17 protein-coding genes and 1 pseudogene are annotated in these 18,600 nt (G+C 62.4%); 7 read left to right on the top strand and 11 right to left on the bottom strand.

Annotation, left to right across the window (positions count from 1 at the left end; translation table 11 throughout):
• Positions 1-90 precede the first annotated feature (90 nt).
• The 3 genes and pseudogenes from EL191_RS17175 (at position 91) to EL191_RS17165 (ending at position 3,949) form a co-directional block, all read left to right on the top strand.
• On the top strand, positions 91-609 hold the full coding sequence (locus tag EL191_RS17175) for an RNA polymerase sigma factor (RefSeq protein WP_013716695.1): 519 nt from the start codon (positions 91-93) through the stop codon (positions 607-609).
• Positions 606-1,445, top strand: coding sequence for a FecR family protein (locus EL191_RS17170; protein ID WP_041979791.1), 840 nt, complete (start codon positions 606-608; stop codon positions 1,443-1,445). The genes EL191_RS17175 and EL191_RS17170 overlap by 4 nt, the downstream gene beginning before the upstream one ends.
• 81 nt (positions 1,446-1,526) lie before the next feature.
• Positions 1,527-3,949, top strand: a pseudogene (locus EL191_RS17165) (TonB-dependent siderophore receptor).
• An 85-nt stretch (positions 3,950-4,034) separates the two neighbouring features.
• Here EL191_RS17165 and EL191_RS17160 read toward each other — a convergent pair.
• Positions 4,035-5,993 carry a methyl-accepting chemotaxis protein gene (locus EL191_RS17160; protein WP_041979794.1) on the bottom strand — a complete coding sequence of 653 codons (1,959 nt, stop codon included), beginning with the start codon at positions 5,991-5,993 and terminating at the stop codon, positions 4,035-4,037.
• 491 nt (positions 5,994-6,484) lie between these two features.
• On the opposite strand from EL191_RS17160, the gene EL191_RS17155 reads away from it, so the two are divergent.
• Positions 6,485-8,425: a methyl-accepting chemotaxis protein gene (locus EL191_RS17155; RefSeq protein WP_013716691.1), complete on the top strand. Its 1,941-nt coding sequence runs from the start codon at positions 6,485-6,487 to the stop codon at positions 8,423-8,425.
• Positions 8,426-8,804: 379 nt separating this feature from the next.
• Here EL191_RS17155 and EL191_RS17150 read toward each other — a convergent pair whose 3' ends face one another.
• Positions 8,805-10,460: a methyl-accepting chemotaxis protein gene (locus tag EL191_RS17150; RefSeq protein WP_041979796.1), complete on the bottom strand. Its 1,656-nt coding sequence runs from the start codon at positions 10,458-10,460 to the stop codon at positions 8,805-8,807.
• 485 nt (positions 10,461-10,945) lie between these two features.
• On the opposite strand from EL191_RS17150, the gene EL191_RS17145 reads away from it, so the two are divergent.
• Positions 10,946-11,656, top strand: coding sequence for an AzlC family ABC transporter permease (locus EL191_RS17145; protein WP_041979797.1), 711 nt, complete (start codon positions 10,946-10,948; stop codon positions 11,654-11,656).
• Positions 11,656-11,985, top strand: coding sequence for an AzlD domain-containing protein (locus EL191_RS17140; RefSeq protein WP_013716688.1), 330 nt, complete (start codon positions 11,656-11,658; stop codon positions 11,983-11,985). Before EL191_RS17145 ends, EL191_RS17140 begins: the two co-directional genes overlap by 1 nt.
• 104 nt (positions 11,986-12,089) lie before the next feature.
• Here the strand turns inward: EL191_RS17140 and EL191_RS17135 are convergent, their stop codons facing one another.
• From EL191_RS17135 to EL191_RS17105, 7 genes are all read right to left on the bottom strand, one after another.
• Positions 12,090-12,677 (bottom strand): putative glycolipid-binding domain-containing protein, encoded by a 588-nt coding sequence (locus tag EL191_RS17135; protein WP_017362723.1) that lies wholly within the window; start codon positions 12,675-12,677, stop codon positions 12,090-12,092.
• A 160-nt stretch (positions 12,678-12,837) separates the two neighbouring features.
• Entirely contained in the window at positions 12,838-13,179 is a 342-nt protein-coding gene (locus EL191_RS17130) for a HopJ type III effector protein (protein ID WP_013716686.1), read from the bottom strand.
• Positions 13,176-13,469 carry a DUF1244 domain-containing protein gene (locus tag EL191_RS17125; protein WP_017362722.1) on the bottom strand — a complete coding sequence of 98 codons (294 nt, stop codon included), beginning with the start codon at positions 13,467-13,469 and terminating at the stop codon, positions 13,176-13,178. Before EL191_RS17125 ends, EL191_RS17130 begins: the two co-directional genes overlap by 4 nt.
• A gap of 74 nt (positions 13,470-13,543) precedes the next feature.
• Positions 13,544-13,915, bottom strand: coding sequence for a dihydroneopterin triphosphate 2'-epimerase (gene folX / locus EL191_RS17120; RefSeq protein WP_024309111.1), 372 nt, complete (start codon positions 13,913-13,915; stop codon positions 13,544-13,546).
• Complete coding sequence (gene folE / locus EL191_RS17115) at positions 13,915-14,475, bottom strand: GTP cyclohydrolase I FolE (protein WP_013716683.1); 561 nt, start codon at positions 14,473-14,475, stop codon at positions 13,915-13,917. Before folE ends, folX begins: the two co-directional genes overlap by 1 nt.
• A gap of 22 nt (positions 14,476-14,497) precedes the next feature.
• Complete coding sequence (gene folM / locus EL191_RS17110; protein WP_041979800.1) at positions 14,498-15,208, bottom strand: dihydromonapterin reductase; 711 nt, start codon at positions 15,206-15,208, stop codon at positions 14,498-14,500.
• A 317-nt stretch (positions 15,209-15,525) separates the two neighbouring features.
• Positions 15,526-16,092 carry an antibiotic biosynthesis monooxygenase gene (locus EL191_RS17105; protein WP_013716681.1) on the bottom strand — a complete coding sequence of 189 codons (567 nt, stop codon included), beginning with the start codon at positions 16,090-16,092 and terminating at the stop codon, positions 15,526-15,528.
• A gap of 393 nt (positions 16,093-16,485) precedes the next feature.
• On the opposite strand from EL191_RS17105, the gene EL191_RS17100 reads away from it, so the two are divergent.
• Positions 16,486-17,439 (top strand): MerR family transcriptional regulator, encoded by a 954-nt coding sequence (locus EL191_RS17100; protein WP_041769802.1) that lies wholly within the window; start codon positions 16,486-16,488, stop codon positions 17,437-17,439.
• Between the two features lie 20 nt (positions 17,440-17,459).
• Here the strand turns inward: EL191_RS17100 and EL191_RS17095 are convergent, their stop codons facing one another.
• Both EL191_RS17095 and EL191_RS17090 read right to left on the bottom strand, forming a co-directional pair.
• Positions 17,460-18,068, bottom strand: a complete 609-nt coding sequence (locus tag EL191_RS17095) for a PilZ domain-containing protein (RefSeq protein ID WP_041979803.1) — start codon at positions 18,066-18,068, stop codon at positions 17,460-17,462.
• Between the two features lie 66 nt (positions 18,069-18,134).
• Complete coding sequence (locus EL191_RS17090) at positions 18,135-18,581, bottom strand: PAS sensor domain-containing protein (RefSeq protein WP_013716678.1); 447 nt, start codon at positions 18,579-18,581, stop codon at positions 18,135-18,137.
• Between the last annotated feature and the right edge of the window lie 19 nt (positions 18,582-18,600).

The following is an 18,600-nucleotide window of genomic DNA, read 5'->3' as shown; positions in this document are numbered from 1 at the left end:
CAAGCCGATAGCGATCCTTGTTGTAGTTCTTTAACTGAAAAGAATTCTCACTTATATTCGCGCTCATTCAGTTGGCAGCGAAGCGCTCCCTTGTCCCATTCCTCCGCCAATACCTCTCTGCTCGCCGCGCTGGTGCGTCATTACGACGAACTGGTCGACTCGGTGCGTCGCCGCTTCGGCGATCGCCAGACGGCACGCGAGGTGGTCCACGACGTTTGCGTCCAGTTGCTGGAAGCACCGGAGAAGGAGGGTGTGCGTGTGCCACTGGCGCTGCTGCGCAAGATCGCCCATGACCGCGCCGTCAGTCATTACCGTAGCGAGCGGCGACGGCAGGCCTGGGTAGACGAGCAGACGCAGTTGCCGGAGGTAGCCAGTGCCGCTCCGGGGCCGGAGCGCTGTCTCGAAACGGCCGATGAGCTGGATCGTCTGTGTGCGGCGATTGCCGAATTGCCGCCGCGCTGCCGGCAGGTGTTCGTCATGCACAAGATCCACGAGTTGCCCCAGCAGGCGGTAGCCGAACAGCTAGGGATTTCCCTCAAGGCGGTGGAAAAGCACCTGCGCGTGGGCATGAGCAAGTGCCTGGCCTGGTTGGAGCGGGTAGCGCCATGAACCGTCAGCCGCCGCACGAGGACGACCGCATCCCGGCCGACGACGCCATCGCTCGCCACCGCGAGGCACTCAAGGCGCGCTTTCCCCTGCCTGCGCCGGTCAAGCGCAGCAGGCGCTCGCCGGGCTCCACGGTGGGGCTGTTCGCCGCCGCGCTGGCTATGGCCGGTGGCCTGATCTGGCTCGACCCTGCCTATCGCAACGAGGATCATGCCAGCGCTCCTGGACAGGTACAGACCATTGCCCTGGCTGATGGCAGCCAGGTGACGCTCGATGGTGACAGCCGTATTCGGGTGAGCTGGCACCTGCGTAGCCGCCGTGTGGAATTGCAGGCCGGCCAGGCGCTGTTCGCGGTTGCGCCGATGAACTACCGACCATTCCTGACCCAGGCCGGCGCTACGCGGATTGTCGTGGTTGGCACGCGCTACAACGTCAGCCGACTGGGCGACGAGGTGCAGGTCACGGTGAGCGAGGGCAGGGTGGCTGTACACGGCCGCGGCGATACGCTGCTGCTGAGCCCGAGTGAGCAGGTGCGGGTACGCGCCGGTGAGCTTGGCACGGTCACGCGGGTAGATGCCGAGGCGAGCGCTGCCTGGGTCGATGGTCGTCTGGTTTTCGAGCGCACGCCGCTGGGTGAGGTGCTCGATGCGCTGCAGCGCCATACCGGTATCCGCGTCAACCTGTCGGACGCCAGCCTGGCTGAGCTACCGGTATCCGGCCGCTTCGAACGCTCGCGCCTGGAGGGATTGCCGGCGCTGTTGCCGAAGATCCTGCCAGTGGACCTGACGACGGGGCCCGATGGCGTGCCGATGCTGAGCCGGCGTCAGGCCAAAAAATAATTTTCGTCGTGAGGTAGGGTTTTGCCCGCGTAGCGGCGGCTATCTCCAGGAACGCCCTCTTTTCATTCCCGGAGACCCCACGTGAGAACCCCGAAACTGCGCCTTAACCTGTTGGCCAGCAGCCTGCTGCTGGGCTTGTCGTCGATGGTGCAGGCCGCCAACGAAGTCGATTTCGACCTGCCTGCCGCGCCGCTCGAACAGTCGCTCAATGCCCTGGCCGGCCAGTCTGCCGCGCAGATACTTTTCTCCAGCGACATCGCCAGCGACAAGCAGGCCGGTGAGCTGCGTGGTCGCTACAGCACCGGCGAGGCCCTGCAGCGCCTGCTCGAAGACAGTGGCCTGGAGGTTCACCAGCAGGGCGAGGACACCTTCATCATCGTTTCTCGCGAGGCCGCGTTGTCGCAGGCTCCGAGTGCCGCGCCGCTGCAACTGGGGGCGATGGACGTGACCGCCACGCGCACCTCCAGCAGCCTGGTTCCACAGGTGCGCCAGGTCGATGTGATCGAACGCGAAAAACTCGAGCAGTTGCGTCAGGGTTCCGACAGCCTGGCCACCTTGCTGGCCAAGGTCACGCCGGGCATGTCCGATTCCAGCCGCACCATCACCGACTATGGCCAGACTCTGCGCGGGCGCACCATGCTGATCCTGGTCGACGGTGTGCCGCTCAATACCAACCGCGACTCCTCACGCAACCTTGCCAGCATCGACCCGGCGCTGATCGAGCGGGTCGAAGTGGTGCATGGCAGCAGTGCGATCTACGGTGCCGGCGCCACCGGCGGCATCGTCAACATCACCACCCGTCCGGCCGGTGGCGAGAGCCGGGCCGAAACCACCCTCCGTGGCTCGTCCTCGCTGACCCAGCTGGACAGCGACAGCCTGGGCGGTGAACTGCAGCATCATCTGTCCGGCGCGCAGGGGCAGGTCGACTACGCCTTCGACCTCGGTGTGCGCCATGTCGGTGGCTCGTTCGACGCGGACGGCAAGCGCATCGCTCCCGAACCGAGCCAGGGCGACCTGTTCGACTCCAACAGCTTCAACATCGGCGGCAAACTGGGCCTGCGTATCGATGAGGATCAGCGTATCCAACTGGCCCTCAGCCATTCCGATGCCAAGCAGGACAGCGACTACACCGCCGACCCTGCAGTTGCCACGCTGCCCGCCAGCAGCGTGCCGGCGCAGCCGCTCAAAGGCCTGAAACTGGATACCCAGAACCGTATCAAGAACACCCTGGCCAACCTCCAATACGACCACGCCGATCTGCTCGGCAGTCGTCTGTCTGCGCAGCTCTACTATCGCGACTACTTCACCCGCTTCACCCCCTTCGACGCACGTGGCGTCGCCACCCGTGGCGCTTCGTCGATCAGGTGATGCAGAACAGCGAGATTCTCGGCAGTCGCTTCACCCTGAGCACACCGCTGGGCGAGAACACCGAGCTGGTCTGGGGTGGCGACTTCAACCACGAGCGCAGCGACATGCCGCTCGACATCTTCGACGCTGCGCGCTACGACGCCAGCGGCGGTCGGGATTTCGAGAAGATCGGCAAGCTCACCTACATGCCCGAGCTGACCACCATCAGTACCGGCGCCTTCGCTCAGCTGCGTCATCGCATCAACGAGCAGTGGTCGGTCGATGGTGGTCTGCGCTACGAGTACGCCACCGCCGAGTTCGATGACTTCGTGCCGTTGTCAGAGATTCGCAATGCCAACCCGGCGACCGTCAGTGGCGGTAAGGTGCGTTATGACGACGTGCTCGGCAACCTCGGTGTGGTCTATTCGCCGCTGGCCGGCCAGGAAATCTATGCGGCTTTCAGCCAGGGCTTCCAGTTGCCGGACATCGGTGTACAGCTGCGCAATGCGCGCAGCGGTTTCGACATCGACTCTTCCGAACTGGAGCCGGTGAAGACCAACAACTACGAGCTGGGCTGGCGTGGTGCGCTGGGCGAGCAGACGCAGGGGGCGCTGGCGCTGTTCTACACCACCTCGAAACTCGGTGACGTGCAGAGCTTCAACAACGGCCTGATCCTGACCCGCACCGAGGAGCGCATCCACGGTGTCGAGGGTAGCCTGGACTGGCTGAGCCTGGAGGAAACCTGGGGCCTGGGCGGCACCTTTACCTGGATGAAGGGCCGCGAGAAGCCGGACAATGGCGAGTGGCGCGACATGACCGGTTTCCGCGTGCCGCCGCTGAAGCTGACCGCCTACGTGCAGTACAACCCCAGCGAAGCCTGGAGCAACCGTCTGCAGGCCACGTACTTCGCCAGCAAGGACTATCGCATCGATGGCCAGGCCAGCTTCGGCCGCCGCGACGTGGACGGCTATACCACCGTCGACCTCATCAGCGACTACCGCCTGAGCGAAGCGGACAAGGTCAGCCTGGGCATCCAGAACCTGTTCAACCGCGATTACTACCCGCTCTACAGCCAGCTACTGCGCAGCAACAACAACACCAGCCACCTGCCGGCGCCTGGCACTACGCTGACGGTGAGCTACAGCCACCAGTGGTAACCAAACGGCCCCGCACGATGGCGGGGCCGTTTTCTCGAACAGCGCGCTCGGCAAACCCTTTGGGCAGGCCGAGCGGCGCGATGCCTCAGCCTACCTTGAAGCGGTTCACCAGTTGCTGCTGGTGATCGGCCAGACGCGCCAGCTCGCGACTGGTTACGGCGGTCTGCTCGGCGGCGGCACTGACCTGGATCACCAGGTCGTTGATCTCGTTGACATTGCGGTTGATCTCCTCCGATACCAGGCTTTGCTCCTCGGCGGCCGAGGCCACCTGGATATTGCGGTCGCTGATGCTGGCGATACCGTCGGCGATCTCCACCAGCAGGTCGCCAGCCCTGACCACGTTGTTGGCGCCGGCCTGGGCCTTGTCCAGGGTTTCCTGCATGGAGCTGGCAGCGCGGTCGGAGCCGCTCTGCAGGTTGCTGATCATCTGCTGAATGCTGACGGTGGAGTCCTGGGTCTTCTGTGCCAACTGACGTACCTCGTCGGCTACCACGGCAAAGCCACGACCCTGCTCGCCGGCACGGGCCGCTTCGATGGCGGCATTGAGGGCCAGCAGGTTGGTCTGTTCGGCGACGCCCCGGATCACGTCGAGCACCGAGGAGATGGCATCGCTTTCCTGCTTCAGCTCGATGATGATCTGCGCGGTCTGTTCGGCCTGCGTCGACAGGGCCTGGACCAGGCGCACGGTGCTCTCGATTTCGCTCTTGCCCTGCAGCGTGCTGTCGTTGACCCGGCGCGACATTTCCGCGGCTTCGGTGGTACTGCGCGCCACATCACGCACGGTGGCGCTCATCTCGTTGATGGCGGTGGCGACCTGATCAGTGCCCTGACGCTGTTGCGCCACGTTCTGGCTGGTCTGCAAGGCCGCTGCCGAGGATTCCTCGGCAGCAGTGGCGACCTGCGCTGCCGCGCCGCCGATCTCGTGGATCACTTCCCTGATCTGCTGCGCCATGTTGTTGAGGTTGCGTGCGATGACGCCGAACTCGTCGCCACCTTCATAGCTCGTGTGGGCGGTCAGGTCGCGCTGGGCCAGTGCGACCAGGGTGTCGTTGACGTCGCTGACCGCCGATTTGATGTTGCGGATGATCAGCAGCGACAGCACCACCACCGCGGACAGCACGCCGAGCATCGCGGCGATGGTCAGCCAGAGGCTGCTGGCTGCTTCGTCGCGCGCCTGTGTCGCCAGGTCGCCGACGCTCTGGCAAAGTTCGGCTTCGACCTGGCCCATGAGGTCGATGCGGCTGGTGGAGAGCCGGAACCAGTCTTCGGATTTGATGCCCAGCGGATCGCCGAGCGGGGTTTCGAACGCCAGGCGCTGCAGGCGCGCCACCTCCTGCGAGTCGGGTTGCTGCAGCACGTTGTCGAGCTTGCTGCGGAAACTGGCTGAGGCGCGGCGCTGGAAACCGTCCAGATAGGCCGAGAATTCGCCGAGGTTGCGGCTGAAGCGTGACAGCAGGTCGGCGTCGAAATGACCCTGGGTGAAGGTCAGGCCAAGCAGCACGCGTTCACGCCCCGCCCGCTCCTTCATTTCCACGAACTGGTTGAGGGCACCCAGTGCACGCAGGATCTGCGGGTCGTCGACGCTCGCCTCGAGGGAATGGGTGTAGCCGACCAGGGTCTTGATCAGGTTGGTGTAGCGGGTACCCGAGTCGGTGCTGCTCAGCGACAGCGCATCGACCTGCGGGCGCAGTGTGCCCAGTTCGTCGAGGGCACGCAGGGTCTCGTCCATACCATTCGAGCCTTGTGCCAGGGTACGCAGGTTGCCGGCTGCGATGTCGGTGTCTCGGCGGTATTCGGTCAGCTTGTCACGCATGGCTTTGCCACTGCTGCCGATGAACACGCCGCTGGCACCACGTTCGCGTTGCAGGGAGGTAATCACCGCGCTGATCTTCTGTGCCGCGCCACTGGCGGTCACGGTGCGATCCATCTCGGTCAGGGTCTGGTACTTGCCGGCGACATAGACGCCAGCGAACGCCAGGAAACCGAGTAATGGGAATATCAGTATGAGCAGTAGCTTCACGCTAAGCGGGGCATTCTTAAGCATCTGTTTCTTGCCTCATCGTCTTGAATTGGATAGTTGGCAGGCGAAGTTACGACGATTGTCGGCGGCCCCCCCTTGGGCCGGCGACCAAGCAGGCTGCGAGGGATCTAGGTGCCCCTCTGCTGTTGCGGTGTTGTAGTGCTTCGTTGTATCGGCTGCGTCGGGGATTGGAGGGATGGACCCGTCTATCTGGCCTTGGTCTGCAACCGGGGGATGGCAGGCGTCGGACAGCAACGGTTGTGCGAACGGAGCTCGTACGTAGGTCATCGTATGACTCAGGCTTTTCTTTAACCAACGGCCTGATCGCGATCAATGACAGATGCAGTGAGCTGGGTGTTCACGGGTAGATTAAACAAAATCAATTGTTGGTCTTTGATCGACAGCAACAAGTCGCTTTGCGCGCTCAAGCCATTCATCGCCGAGCCGATAATGTCTCTGAGGATTCGTCGGTGCTCGCGCGCCTGGTGAATTCACTACCCCGAGGGATTCATCGAATGAACATCAAACAAAAGCTGACCTGTGCGTTTGCCGCTATCGCGTGCCTGCCGATCCTGTTGGTGGCCGCGGTGGTGATCTACAAGGAGCGGGTCCAGGCCGAGGCCGACTTCCTCGACGGAAGTTCGCGAGAGATACGCCAGGTCGACAACGCCATGAGCCTGTTCTTCAAGGGCATCACCGAGAACGTCGACTACCTGGCGAGTCTGCCGCAGATGACAGCGGCTCCGACCCTGAAGAACTATTCCTCGGCGGACGCGGCAAGCACCCCGTTACCGGAAACCAACCAGGAGCTGGAGAGCATCTTCGATCGCTTCGCCAAGACCCATCCGACCACGGCCTACCTTTCCTATGGACGGGTCGATGGTGGTTATGCCATCTGGCCGAGCGATCCGGGGCTCAGCAGCTACGATCCACGCGTACGTCCCTGGTACAAGACCGCCATGTCGGCACCGGGCAAAACCCAGCGTACTGCCGCTTACTACTGGGCGCCGGACGATGCCGTGCTGATCGGTACCGTGCGCACCGTCAACGACACCCAGGGAGCGATCGCCGGCGTGGTCGGCCTCGACGTTTCGCTGAAGCAGCTCACCGATCTGGTCAAGCAAATCAAGATCGGCCAGACCGGCTACCTGATGCTGGTGGAGGGCAGCGGCAACGTCCTCGTCGACCCCCAGAATGCCGCGAACAACTTCAAATCCCTTACCGATCTTGGCGGTGAATACGCACGTCTGGCTGGCGCCGATGGCTTGCTGGAGGTGGAGCTCAACGGCACTCGCTACATGGCCAATATCTGGTCGTCACCGACCTTGGGCTGGCGCTTCATCGGCCTGATCGAGCACGGCGAGGTCATGGCCAAGGCCAACGATCTGGCCTGGCAGGTCGGCGTGATCGTGCTGATCCTTGGGTTGGTATTCGCCATGGTCGGGACCCTGTTCGCCAATCTCATCGTCAACCCGATTCGCAGCGTGGCGAACGGCCTGGAGGGGATCGCGCAAGGTGAAGGCGACCTGACGCGCAGCCTGAGCATCCAGGGCAAGGACGAAACGGCGCTGCTGGCGCGCTGGTTCAACCAGTTCCTCGGCACTATCCGCCAGCTGGTGCAACGCATCATCGAGGCCTCGGCCGCCCTGCGTCAGACCTCCGATGGCTCGACGCGGGTGGCCCAGGACATGACCGACGTGGCCGAGCGCCAGCGCGGGGCAGTGGAAATGGTGTCGACTGCATTCAACGAGATGGTCGCCACCGCCAACGAGGTCGCGCGCTCGTGTAGCGAGGCTGCCACCTCGGCCGATGATGGCCAGCGCCAGGTGCATGCCGGGCAGGCGCAGATCGAAGATGCCACCGATAGCGTGTCGCGCCTGAGCGACAACCTCAAGCAGTCGGCATTGGCGCTGCAGGCGCTGGAACAGGACAGCCAGAACATCAACGCGATCCTCGGCACCATTCGTTCGATTGCCGAGCAGACCAACCTGCTGGCGCTCAACGCGGCCATCGAAGCGGCCCGCGCCGGTGACCAGGGACGAGGCTTCGCGGTCGTGGCCGACGAGGTGCGGGCCTTGGCGCAACGTACCGCAGACTCCACCGGCGAGATCGACAGCCTGCTCGGTGGCCTGGCGCGACGCACGCAGGAAGTCACCCGGCAGATGCAAAATAGTCTGGAGATGTCGCAAGCCAGCGTCGAGCGCATCAGCCTGGCCAGCAACAGCTTCGAGCAGATTCGTGGCGCGGTTGACCACATTCGCGATCAGAACACCCAGATCGCCACCGCCGCGGAAGAGCAGCATCAGGTTGCCGAGGACATCAACCGTCACATCGCCCAGATCCAGAGCGATGCGTTGCTGGTGGAAAATCTCGCTCAGTCGGCACACCGCGATTCGCAGGAGCTGGCGCAACTGTCGGAGCAACTGCACGGGCTGGTCGGGCGTTTCCGCGCCTAGCCTTGCAACGGCGCCGCATGAACCATGCGGCGCCATTCTCACGCTGGCGTTTCGGCCAGCCGTCAACGGCGTTGCGATGCCAGGGTACCCGGCGTGCTGGATTGGGCCGGGGCTGGGTGCTCAGGATCGGGCGCGTCTCGGTTCGCCTACGCCGGCAAGCCACTGGTTCGCTCACTCGCCATCTATTTGGCGCGACACCGGAGGCTTGCCTCCTTGTTGCGTCTGCTATCGATGCTGCGCGTCAGTTGGTCGAATGCCGCGATTGGCGTTGTCGAAACGGTAGGCGGTTGTCGACGAGCGAGGTGGCGAGGGCGCAGCCCTGTAGCCACGCTAATGGGTGTAATGCCTGCGGCGCGCAACGAGCCGCAGGCCGGTGCCCTTACAGCTGGAAGCGGGCGATGTTCTCGTGCAGCACCACGCTGGTACGGGCCAGGCTTTCGCTTTCCCGCTGCGCATGCTGGAACGCCGAGGCGGATTGCTCCGTGCTGTCGCGTACCGAGACGATGCCCCTGCTGATTTCCTCGGCCACAGCGGTCTGTTGTTCGGCTGCCGTGGCGATTTGCTGGTTCATGCCATTGATGCGCTCGATCATGGCGACGATCCGCGCCACCGCTTCACCGGCTTCCGATACGCCGGAAACCGATTGCGAGCTGGAGCTCTGGCAGCGCTCCATGTAGCGCGAGGTCTCATCGGCGATCTTCTGCAGGCTGGCAATCAGACCCTCGATTTCTGTCGTCGCTTCCTGGGTGCGGCGCGCCAGGCTGCGCACTTCGTCGGCGACCACGGCGAAGCCGCGCCCTGCCTCGCCAGCACGAGCGGCCTCGATGGCGGCATTGAGTGCCAGCAGGTTGGTCTGGTCGGCCACCGCCTTGATCACGTCGAGCACGCTGCCAATGTTGCCGCTCTCGGTCTTCAGGCGCCCCATGGCTTCACTGGAATGATCGATTACCTGGGCCAGTTCGCCGATCAGGCTGACTGCCTGGCTGGCCTTTAGCTGGCTTTGCACGGCGGCATCGTCGGCTTCACTGGCGGCCTGGGCGGCAGTCTCGGCGCTGCGCGCCACGTCCTGCACGGTCGCCGCCATTTCGTGCACAGCGGTGACGATCTGCTCCACCTCGCGTTGGGCGTGGGCCACGCTTTCGGCGTTGCGCAGGCTCGATTCGCTCAGCTCCTGGCTGGAGTGGGCGACGGTGCGTGATGAACGGTCGATGCCCTGTGTGACCTGGCGCAGGTTCTGTTGCATACGTAACAGCGCCGCGAGCACGCTGTTCTCGGCGCTGTCTACCGCCTTCTCCATGATGCGCAGGTCACCCTCGGCCACGCGCTGTGCGATCCGGTTGAGATCGCTTGGTTCGGCACCCAGGGCGCCGAGCAGGTAACGGCTGATCAGATTTCCCAGCACGGCGGCGAGAATGAAACTGAGCGCGGTGATTAGGATGAGCATGTTGCGCTGTTTCAGGTAGTGTGCCTCGTTGGCAAGTACCCTTTGGTCGGCAACCTCGGTGGTATGGATTAGGTATTCGTCGATGGTCTTGGTCAATTCTTCGAGCAGAGGCGTGCATTGCTCCTTGACCATGCGCATGGCCTCGGTGTCATTGCCGGCGAACAGCTGCTCGGCAATGGTATGAGCTACAGGGCTATAGCGCGCCTCTACTTGCTCGATGCGCGCGAGCATTTCACGGCCCGTGGCCGAAACGTCGCTATGCGTGCTTATTGCCAGGCGTAGTGCTGCGATGCTGTCGACAACATCCTTTTCATGGGCGGCGATGAACTCGCGCTGCTGCGCACGTTCTGCGGGGGCGCTATTGAGCGCCAAGTTGCGCAGTACGATGGCGCGGTCCTTCACCGCGTCGCTGACCGCGCTGGCCAGTCTCGCACGAGCCTCGACGCCATTGATGTAGGTGGAAAACTCTCGATCTGAGGTCGCCAGGTTGTAGAGCGAGACTCCGGCAATCAGCAGCATCAGCGCCAGGAGACAGGCATAGCTGGCGTAAAGCAGGCTACGTGTGGAAAAGCGAGCAGCATTGGAAGGCATAAGTGCACCTGCTATGAACATTAGTCGGCATGAACGGAATCGCTCGAGTGCACGCAAGAGCAATGGCCGCGGCCTGTACGCTGCATCCTGCGCCAGCCGCCTGGGATTAGGCGGCTGGAATGGCTCTCCTGGGCCAGCCTGAGGGTCGCTGGCTGATTCTGAGTATGGACCGCGACTCGGGATCGAGTGCGGTCAGTGCTTGTATTCATAGAGAGAAGGCTCGGGCCTTGCCTTGTGTAGCTAGCGTGGTTTTTCTCCGGTCCCCGGCTGTGCTGTCAGATTGAGGTCATTGTGATCGATTGTAGGACACAGTTTTGCGAGATGCGCTGCGACCTTGGTAGTGGCATTTTGCTGTTTGTTTCCGGGTATTACCAGCGCGACAGCGTGGCACCGCTTCGTGTCGCGCAACCCCACTGCGGTTATGCGCAAGAACGTTCAAGACCTGCTTAGACCGCCCGGGTAATCTCGCTGGACCAGGAGGTTCCATGTCACGTCATCACGAATTCACCCAAGGCGCCCGCGATATGCTGCCGATGCTGCTCGGCGCCATTCCCTTCGGCATCATCTTCGGCAGCCTGGCTGGCGCTGCGGGGCTCGATCCCTGGCAAACGCTGGGTATGTCCGCGCTGGTGTTCGCCGGCTCTGCACAGTTCATCGCCATCAGCCTGTTGGCTGGTGGCGCTGGCATCGCCGTGGTGCTGTTGACCACCTTTGTGGTCAATCTGCGCCATGCCCTGTACAGCGCCAGTATACAGCCCCACGTGCGCCACCTGCCCAAGCGCTGGCGCGTGCCATTGGCCTTCGGTCTGACCGACGAGGCCTACGCGGTGGTGGTGCAGCGCTATGCGCGGGGCGACAAGGGCGCTTTCCGTCACTGGTATTTTCTCGGCGCGGCGTTGGCCATGTACTGCAACTGGCAGCTGTGCACTTTGGTAGGCGTGCTGTTCGGTCAGGCAGTGCCAAACATCGGCGAGTGGGGGTTGGACTTCGCCATGCTGGCGACTTTCATCGGCATCGTCGTGCCCATGCTGCGCAACCAGCCGCAGGTGGCCGCGGCCCTGGTGGCAGGCGCCGTGGCGTTGGCGTGTCATGACCTGCCTTACAAGCTCGGCTTGATGGCGGCTGCAGCCAGCGGCATCGTCATCGGTGTGTGGTTGGAGCGGCGCAGGCCGGCACTGCAGGAGGAGTTGGCCTGATGGATATCTGGTTGCTGATCCTGGGCATGCTGGCGATCACCTTCGTTACCCGTTACAGCCTGTTCGCTTTTCCCGATCTGCGCTTTCCGCCCTTGGTCAGGCAGGGGCTGCACTACGTGCCGACGGCCGTGCTCACGGCCATCGTTGTGCCCGGCATGTTGCTGCCGGACGGGCAGCATTGGGCGCTGACCTGGAACAACGCTTATCTGCTGGCGGGCGTCGCTGCCATTGCCATCGCCGCGTTCACGCGGCACCTGCTGGCGACCATTGGCGGTGGGCTGCTGGTGTTCTTCCTGCTGCGCTGGGCGTTCGGGCAGTTGCCTATCTGAGTGTCGTGGGCTTTGCCTGTGTAGGAGCGCTGTACGCGCCGGGCATACCGCAAAGCCTGCCTGGTGCACATGGCGCACCCTATCAGGGCGGGCGGTGGAAGCCTCTACACCAGCGTGCTGACTTTCAGCTCTCGTTGGCTCAGGCGCAGGTATTGCTCGTTGGCGTTGAGCAGCTGTGCCTGGTCGTCGACGCTCAGCTCTTCCTGTGCATGGCCTTCGGCCTGACTGCGGTAGAGGTGCTCTCCGGCGCGGCGCTGCAAGCACTGATAATGTTGCTGGCGTGGCTCCACCTTGAGACTGAGCAGGTCGATGTAGGCGACCTTGATTTCGTCGCTTTGCCCGGTTTCCAGGGCGCTACGCTGTAGCAGGGGCGTATGGGTGAAGGGCGAGGCGGACAGCATGACGTGCTGGCATCGCTGCAATTCGGGGCGCAGCTCGCCATTGAGCAGCCAGTTGCCGCGCAGGTCACGCTGCAGGCAGAGGTTGCGCTGGCCGTGGTTGTCGACCTTGAGCCAGAGGCGGCGGAAGCGCCAGCGCGCGTCGCAATCGATCAGGTAGTTGGCAACGATGCTGTTGCCCTTGATGACCTGCATCAGGTGGCTGGTGGCGTGAATGCCATTGGCATCCCGACTCAGACGCAGCGTTTCCACGCCGGGGGTTTGCCTGGGTTTCCAGACCAAGGTCTGCTGCATCGCTCGACTCCATGCCGGATGCGAAACAGGAGGGAAGGGCGACTGCGCGCAGAACACGTTCCCTCGTGTTCATTGGGTTGTAGGCGCGTAGCATAAAGTGATGTCAATGTGATGTCTGTCAGCTATTGCTGACAGTTGCGCACGTTTTTGCGCTATAGGTTCAGGCTTTACGCTTGAGCGGTTGCTGCTCGAACTTCACGCCTTCCAGGCCGTGGGCCATCAATGCACGAATGTTGCCGTGATCGCTGCCTTGCGGCGTCGCCAGCACGCTACGGTAGTGTTCGCCAAAGGCGCGCAGCGCCTCGTCCGTGCTCAAGCCTTCCAGCAACGCAAGGCCCAGGGTCTTGCAGGAGCCTTCGTTCTGGCCCGCGGCGTTTTCCACGTCGCCATTGCGGAAGGCGCTGGGCTGATAGTCATAGTGCTCGGCAACGAAGGCCAGGGTTTCACTGAAGGCGTAATCGTCCTGCTGCAGGCGGCTGCGCAGTTCGTTCAGGGCGGTCATTCATGCTTTCCTTTTGCAAAGGCGGCTTTCTGTTCGGCCGACGCTTCTTTCTGATACTTGGCCTTCCAGTCGGCATAAGGCATGCCGTACACGGTCTCGCGGGCCTGGTCGGCGCTGACTTCGACGCCGAGATCGTCGGCGGCTGCCTTGTACCATTTCGACAGGCAGTTGCGGCAGAAACCGGCCAGGTTCATCAGTTCGATGTTCTGCACGTCAGGGCGAGTGCGCAGGTGCTGGACCAGGGCGCGAAAGGCTGCAGCTTCCAGTTCGAGACGTTCTTGCTCGGTCATGGTGGGCTCTCCGGGGATGATGGCGGCGATGATAAGAGCGTCGCTGGCGAGCGACAAGCCGCCAGGCCAGGCCGTCAGCGATGGCCAGCGAGGGTGATCGATACCGACTCGGCGAAACGCAGGGCGTGCGGCTTGTCCACTTCGACTTCGGCGTAACGCACGGCCTGGTGAGCCATGACCAGGTCGAGGATTTCCTGGGTCAGGCGTTCGAGCAGGGCGAAACGGTTGCCCTCCACGTGGGCGATGATCGCCTTGGTGATGGTGCGATAGTTCAGGGCGTGCTCGATGTCGTTGACCTGCACGGCGTCGACCGCCGGGTAGAGGATGGTCAGGTTGATCAGCACGTCCTGCTTGTTGTTGATCTCCTCTTCCTTGATGCCGATGTAGGTGCGCAGGCGCAGGTCCTTGACGCGGATGCGCGCCATTCCGGGTTCCAGTCGCGGCATTAGTTGTTCCGTCCGATCAATTGCAGGAATTCATGGCGAGTGTTGCAGGACTCGCGGAATGCGCCAAGCATCACCGAGCTGCTCATCACCGAGTTCTGTTTCTCGACGCCGCGCATCATCATGCACATGTGCTTGGCCTCGATCACCACGGCGACGCCAGCGGCGTTGGTCACCTTCTGGATCGCGTCGGCGATCTGCTTGGTGAGGTTCTCCTGGATCTGCAGGCGGCGTGCATACATGTCGACGATGCGCGCTACCTTGGACAGCCCCAGCACCTTGCCGGTGGGGATGTAGGCGACGTGGGCCTTGCCGATGAAGGGCAGCAGGTGGTGCTCGCACAGCGAGTACAGTTCGATGTCCTTGACGATCACCATCTCGTCGTTGTCGGACTCGAACAGCGCGCCGTTGACGATTTCCTCCAGTGACTGCTGGTAGCCGTGGCAAAGGTACTGCATGGCCTTGGCGGCGCGTTTCGGTGTGTCGAGAAGGCCCTCGCGCTCGGGGTTTTCACCGAGGCCTACGAGAATTTCACGGTATTGCTGGGAAAGAGGTTGGCTCATGGCAGTGTCCTGGACAGTCGCCTCACTTGAGGTGGCGGCCGCCGTTGAGGGTAAGGGTGGTTCCGGTTACGTAGGGGTTGTCCAGCAGATAGCGCAAACTCTGGTAGAAGGCGTGCGGGCCGGGTTCTATGCCCAGCGCCGATTTGGCCAAAGCCTTGGTTCGGTAGGCCTCATCATCACCTTCGTTGAACATCAGCAGCGCCGGCGCGATGGCGTTGACCTTGATACGCGGTGCCAGGCGCGCGGCGAAGGAAAGCGTCAGGCTCTCCAGGCCGGCCTTGCTGGCGCAATAGGCAGGGCGATTGGCGCTGCCCTTGCGCACCACATCATCACTGACGTGAACGATGTCGGCCGGTGTCGACTGCAGCAGCAGGTCGCTGCAATGCAGATTGATCAGGTAAGGCGCAAGCATGTGCACGTTGAATAGCTGGCGGAAGGCCTCGGCTTCTTCGCCGGGTGTTTCGGCCAGCCAATCTGAGGCGTTGTGCACGATCGCGCGCAGGCCGCTGCATTGCGCCTTGAGGCTGTCGATGAAGGACATAATGCTGGCCTCGTCGCTGAAATCGGCTTGTAGAGCGATGGCGCCGCGCTCACGCAGACGCGCGATGCCGTCGCGTTCCTGGCGGTAGCTGACGATCACCGACTGGCCTTCGTCGAGCAGGCGCTCGGCGCAATACAGACCTACCCTCTGGCCGGCGCCGGTGATCAGGATGGGGAAGCTGGCAGCGCTCATGTGTGACTCGTGAGAATGAAATGGAGGTCTGGTTCGTACCGCCTCGGGATACCTGACCAGTGGCAGGCGGTATTCACCAGACCGAGGATAAAGCTATACCAGAGCCGCAGGTTGTACAACCATGTGTGTCATGTGGTTTTGCTATCAGGCTTGGTGAATATGCCTATTTGCCTGAGTGATAAGGATTTTTACTGAGACGGATGGGGAGAGTGCTTCTGTACTTTACCTGTACGAACTTATGTTTTTGTATAGGTTGTGCTGGCTTGTATAGGGAAATCGGCCAGCGCGAGGCTGGCCGATGGGAGAGAAGGGTGCTGTCAGGATTTGCCGATGCTGGCAGCCCGTCTGCCCAGGCGCTGCGGACCGTTGCCTTGCAGCCAGGGTTCCAGCAAGCGGGTGGAAAGGGGGATGAACAGGTAGGTCATCAGTGGCGTCAGGGCCAGGGTCGACAGCAGTACGCGGGTTACCAGCGGCAGGTCGGCGAGCCAGGGGCCGAGTAGCAGATTAAAAGCCAGGGAAACCGGAAAGAACGCCAGCCAGATCGCTACGCTCTGTTTCCAGCGTGGCGGTTGCCGGTGGGCGCTGCCGAACCATGCGTCGAGGCCCACAGCGCGTTTTTCCTGAGGTTGAGCGAAAAGTCCTGCGCCGCGCTGGAGCCAGGCCTGACGTGAAGCGGAATGCTCCCAGGAGGACATGGTCTGTTCATCGCTGAAACGGAACACGATCTGAAATTCATCGTCGCCAGCGGGCGGTGCCAGTACGCCGGAGCCGAGATAGCCAGGAAAGTCGGTGGCCAGGTGTTCGCCTTCACGCAGCCAGGCGATGAAGTCGTGATAACGACCATTGGCGACGCGGCGCGCCACCATCAGAGTAACGGGGGACATTGTGTATCTCCTCGAGTGTGCCGTCAGCCGGGGTGTGGCATTGGCGTAATCGAACACGGGGTGGTGTGCTCGATGGGAAAGCAGCAAGGATTATTCCCGTTTTAGCAAAATTAGCCAGCCCCGCCTGATGCTGGACATTTGGCTCGAACAGAGGCAGTCGCTGCGGCAGCGCGGCGCCCCTTCAGAGGGCGTAGAGGCGCCAAATGAGGGCGGTCGGTCGTGATGGTGCAACCCTTGGGCGAGCTGTGTATGGGGGAGTCGCCACGGTAATGAAGGGGGACTATGCTGCGGACAATTATGCATTGGCTTGTCTTGTATAATTTTTGCACAATGTCAGCCTGCCGATGCTAGGTTACAATGCCCTCTTAATTCATTGCCGTGATGCCCGAAGCCATGCCTGAACTTGCCTCCGTCACATCGCTTGCGTCCAGTGCTTTGAAACAGGAAGAGTTGTTCCCCATTCGTGAGGTTTCCCGTCTTACAGGCGTCAATCCGGTCACCCTGCGTGCCTGGGAGCGGCGTTACGGCCTGATCCAGCCGACGCGGACGGACAGCGGTCATCGTCTCTATTCTCAGGCTGACATCGACGCGGTGCGCAGCATCCTGGCGTGGATAGAGCGCGGCGTGGCAGTCAGCAAGGTCGGCTCGATTCTGGCCAAGAGCGCCAGCAGTCGCAGTGCCGCCACACCGGCTTACGACGAAGTCAGCAGTGACGACTGGAGTCAGTGGCAGGATCAGCTGCGCAGCGCGCTGCAGAACTTTGACGAGCCTCGTCTCGAACGCCTGTACGGGCAGATTTTCTCTTGTTATCCACTGCCGGTGGTGTTTCAGGACATTCTCATGCCCGTGTGGCAGGAGCTGTTGCTGCGTCAGGATGAGGTGGGCCAGCGTGGCGAGTGGTTGATGCTCGATGGCTTCCTGCGTGGGCGCTGCTGGCAGCGTTTGCAGTTGGGGCGCGGCGAGTCCCGCGACCGTGTGCTTCTCGTGGCACTGCCTAGCCACTGTCGCGAGCTCGAATTGCTGGTTGCGGCCTTGCTGCTCGGCAGCCAGGACATCGAGGTGACGGTGATGGGGCCGGGGGTGCCGATGACCGACCTGGCCCTGGTCTGTGAGCGGATGCAGCCGCAAGCGCTGGTGTTCTTCAGCAATCAGCCGCCAGGCGAGGAGTTCCCGCGGCAGTTGGTGCGCCTGGCGCTCGGTCTGGAGTGCCCGGTGTTGCTTGCTGGTGACAGTGCCGATCTGGCCGAGGAGAGTCTTGTCGGCTCGCCCATCGCCTGCCTGGGCAACGAGGGGCGTTTGATGCAGCGTCGCCTGCAGCAGTTTCTCGCTGGCCATCTCGATACCTGAGACAGCCTGCAAGATCGGTTTCAGTCGACGGTTGCGGTTTGCAGTTGTTGCTCGCTGTGCTGATCGAACAGGTATTGGCGCAACGTCTGTTCATCTTCTTCATGCAGCGTCTGCAGGCTATAGGCATAGCGCGTTTTGCTGACCCTCCTGACCAGTCGGGCGCGCAGTTGAACGCGCTGCTCACGAGGTAGCAGCAACTGCAGCAACTGATCCTTGGCCGGCGTGCCAGCCTTGCGATATTCCACCAGCATCCCGCTGTTGGACAGTTCCAGCGCCTGCAGGCCGCTGGGCCGCTCGCTGCTGTCCAATAGCGCCAGTGCCGTGGGCAGAGCCAGGCGCCATGGCCGCTCGTTCACACCTTGCTCGAAGATCAGCGGTGCACCCAGCTCCAGGCGAGAATGGCTTTGCTCGTCCTGGATCAGGCGCAATGGAAAGCTGAGGTGCTGATTGTCGCTATGGGTGTCCAGACTCAAGTGCTCTTCATCACCCAATCGGGTCAACAGCTCACTGAGTCTTTCACCCAGCGCCAACTGCTGCGCAGTGCTAGGGCGCCGCGTGTGCGGAGGCTTGGAGAGAATCTGCTGGATGAAGTCCAGCTCGTCCTGGGTCAGCAGCGGATCGCTTTGCATGGAGTGAATACTGCAAGGGGGCAAACCTTTCTGACTGCGGCGCTAGACGATAGTTTTATCCGTTCGTCAGCTTTTCAGGCGCGCCAGTTCGGCCTTCAACTCCGCCACTTCGACCTCCAGTTCGCGCACGCGCTGCTTGGCTTCGACCTGTTCGGTGACGTCTTTCTGAATGCCGATGTAGTAGGTCAACTGGTCGCTCTCATTGAGCACCGGCGTGATCGATAGCTCGTTCCAGAAGGCGCTGCCATCCTTGCGGTAGTTGCGAATGATCTGGCGGCAGGGCTTGCCCGCCTTGACTGCGTCACGAATGGCCTGTAGGCCGATCTGCGCGCGATCTCCGGCCTGCAGAAAGCGGCAGTCCTGGTAGAGGATATCGTCACAGGGATAGCCGGTCAGACGTTCGAATGCCGCATTGGCGTAGATCAGGATGTTGTCTTCGCCCTCCTGCTCGGCCACCACGATTCCATCGTTGGAGGCGTCGACTACCAGTTGCAGCAGCTTGGCATTGATCATGGGACAGGTTCCGCGATGG

Source organism: Pseudomonas mendocina, from assembly GCF_900636545.1.
Classification (GTDB): Bacteria; Pseudomonadota; Gammaproteobacteria; order Pseudomonadales; family Pseudomonadaceae; genus Aquipseudomonas; species Aquipseudomonas mendocina.
The sequence above is the reverse complement of the archived record's forward strand: the minus strand, read 5'-3'. Positions and strand labels throughout refer to the sequence as shown.

What these genes read in the sequence shown, in the direction of transcription:
- folE (WP_013716683.1), bottom strand. Translation starts at nt 14,475, where the DNA reads ATGAGCCAACCTCTTTCCCAGCAATACCGTGAAATTCTCGTAGGCCTC.
- EL191_RS17090 (WP_013716678.1), bottom strand. Translation starts at nt 18,581, where the DNA reads ATGATCAATGCCAAGCTGCTGCAACTGGTAGTCGACGCCTCCAACGAT.
- folX (WP_024309111.1), bottom strand. Translation starts at nt 13,915, where the DNA reads ATGCCGCGACTGGAACCCGGAATGGCGCGCATCCGCGTCAAGGACCTG.
- EL191_RS17160 (WP_041979794.1), bottom strand. Translation starts at nt 5,993, where the DNA reads ATGCTTAAGAATGCCCCGCTTAGCGTGAAGCTACTGCTCATACTGATA.
- EL191_RS17155 (WP_013716691.1), top strand. Translation starts at nt 6,485, where the DNA reads ATGAACATCAAACAAAAGCTGACCTGTGCGTTTGCCGCTATCGCGTGC.
- EL191_RS17170 (WP_041979791.1), top strand. Translation starts at nt 606, where the DNA reads ATGAACCGTCAGCCGCCGCACGAGGACGACCGCATCCCGGCCGACGAC.
- EL191_RS17140 (WP_013716688.1), top strand. Translation starts at nt 11,656, where the DNA reads ATGGATATCTGGTTGCTGATCCTGGGCATGCTGGCGATCACCTTCGTT.
- EL191_RS17100 (WP_041769802.1), top strand. Translation starts at nt 16,486, where the DNA reads ATGCCTGAACTTGCCTCCGTCACATCGCTTGCGTCCAGTGCTTTGAAA.
- EL191_RS17105 (WP_013716681.1), bottom strand. Translation starts at nt 16,092, where the DNA reads ATGTCCCCCGTTACTCTGATGGTGGCGCGCCGCGTCGCCAATGGTCGT.
- EL191_RS17135 (WP_017362723.1), bottom strand. Translation starts at nt 12,677, where the DNA reads ATGCAGCAGACCTTGGTCTGGAAACCCAGGCAAACCCCCGGCGTGGAA.
- EL191_RS17125 (WP_017362722.1), bottom strand. Translation starts at nt 13,469, where the DNA reads ATGACCGAGCAAGAACGTCTCGAACTGGAAGCTGCAGCCTTTCGCGCC.
- EL191_RS17095 (WP_041979803.1), bottom strand. Translation starts at nt 18,068, where the DNA reads ATGCAAAGCGATCCGCTGCTGACCCAGGACGAGCTGGACTTCATCCAG.
- EL191_RS17130 (WP_013716686.1), bottom strand. Translation starts at nt 13,179, where the DNA reads ATGACCGCCCTGAACGAACTGCGCAGCCGCCTGCAGCAGGACGATTAC.
- EL191_RS17145 (WP_041979797.1), top strand. Translation starts at nt 10,946, where the DNA reads ATGTCACGTCATCACGAATTCACCCAAGGCGCCCGCGATATGCTGCCG.
- EL191_RS17150 (WP_041979796.1), bottom strand. Translation starts at nt 10,460, where the DNA reads ATGCCTTCCAATGCTGCTCGCTTTTCCACACGTAGCCTGCTTTACGCC.
- folM (WP_041979800.1), bottom strand. Translation starts at nt 15,208, where the DNA reads ATGAGCGCTGCCAGCTTCCCCATCCTGATCACCGGCGCCGGCCAGAGG.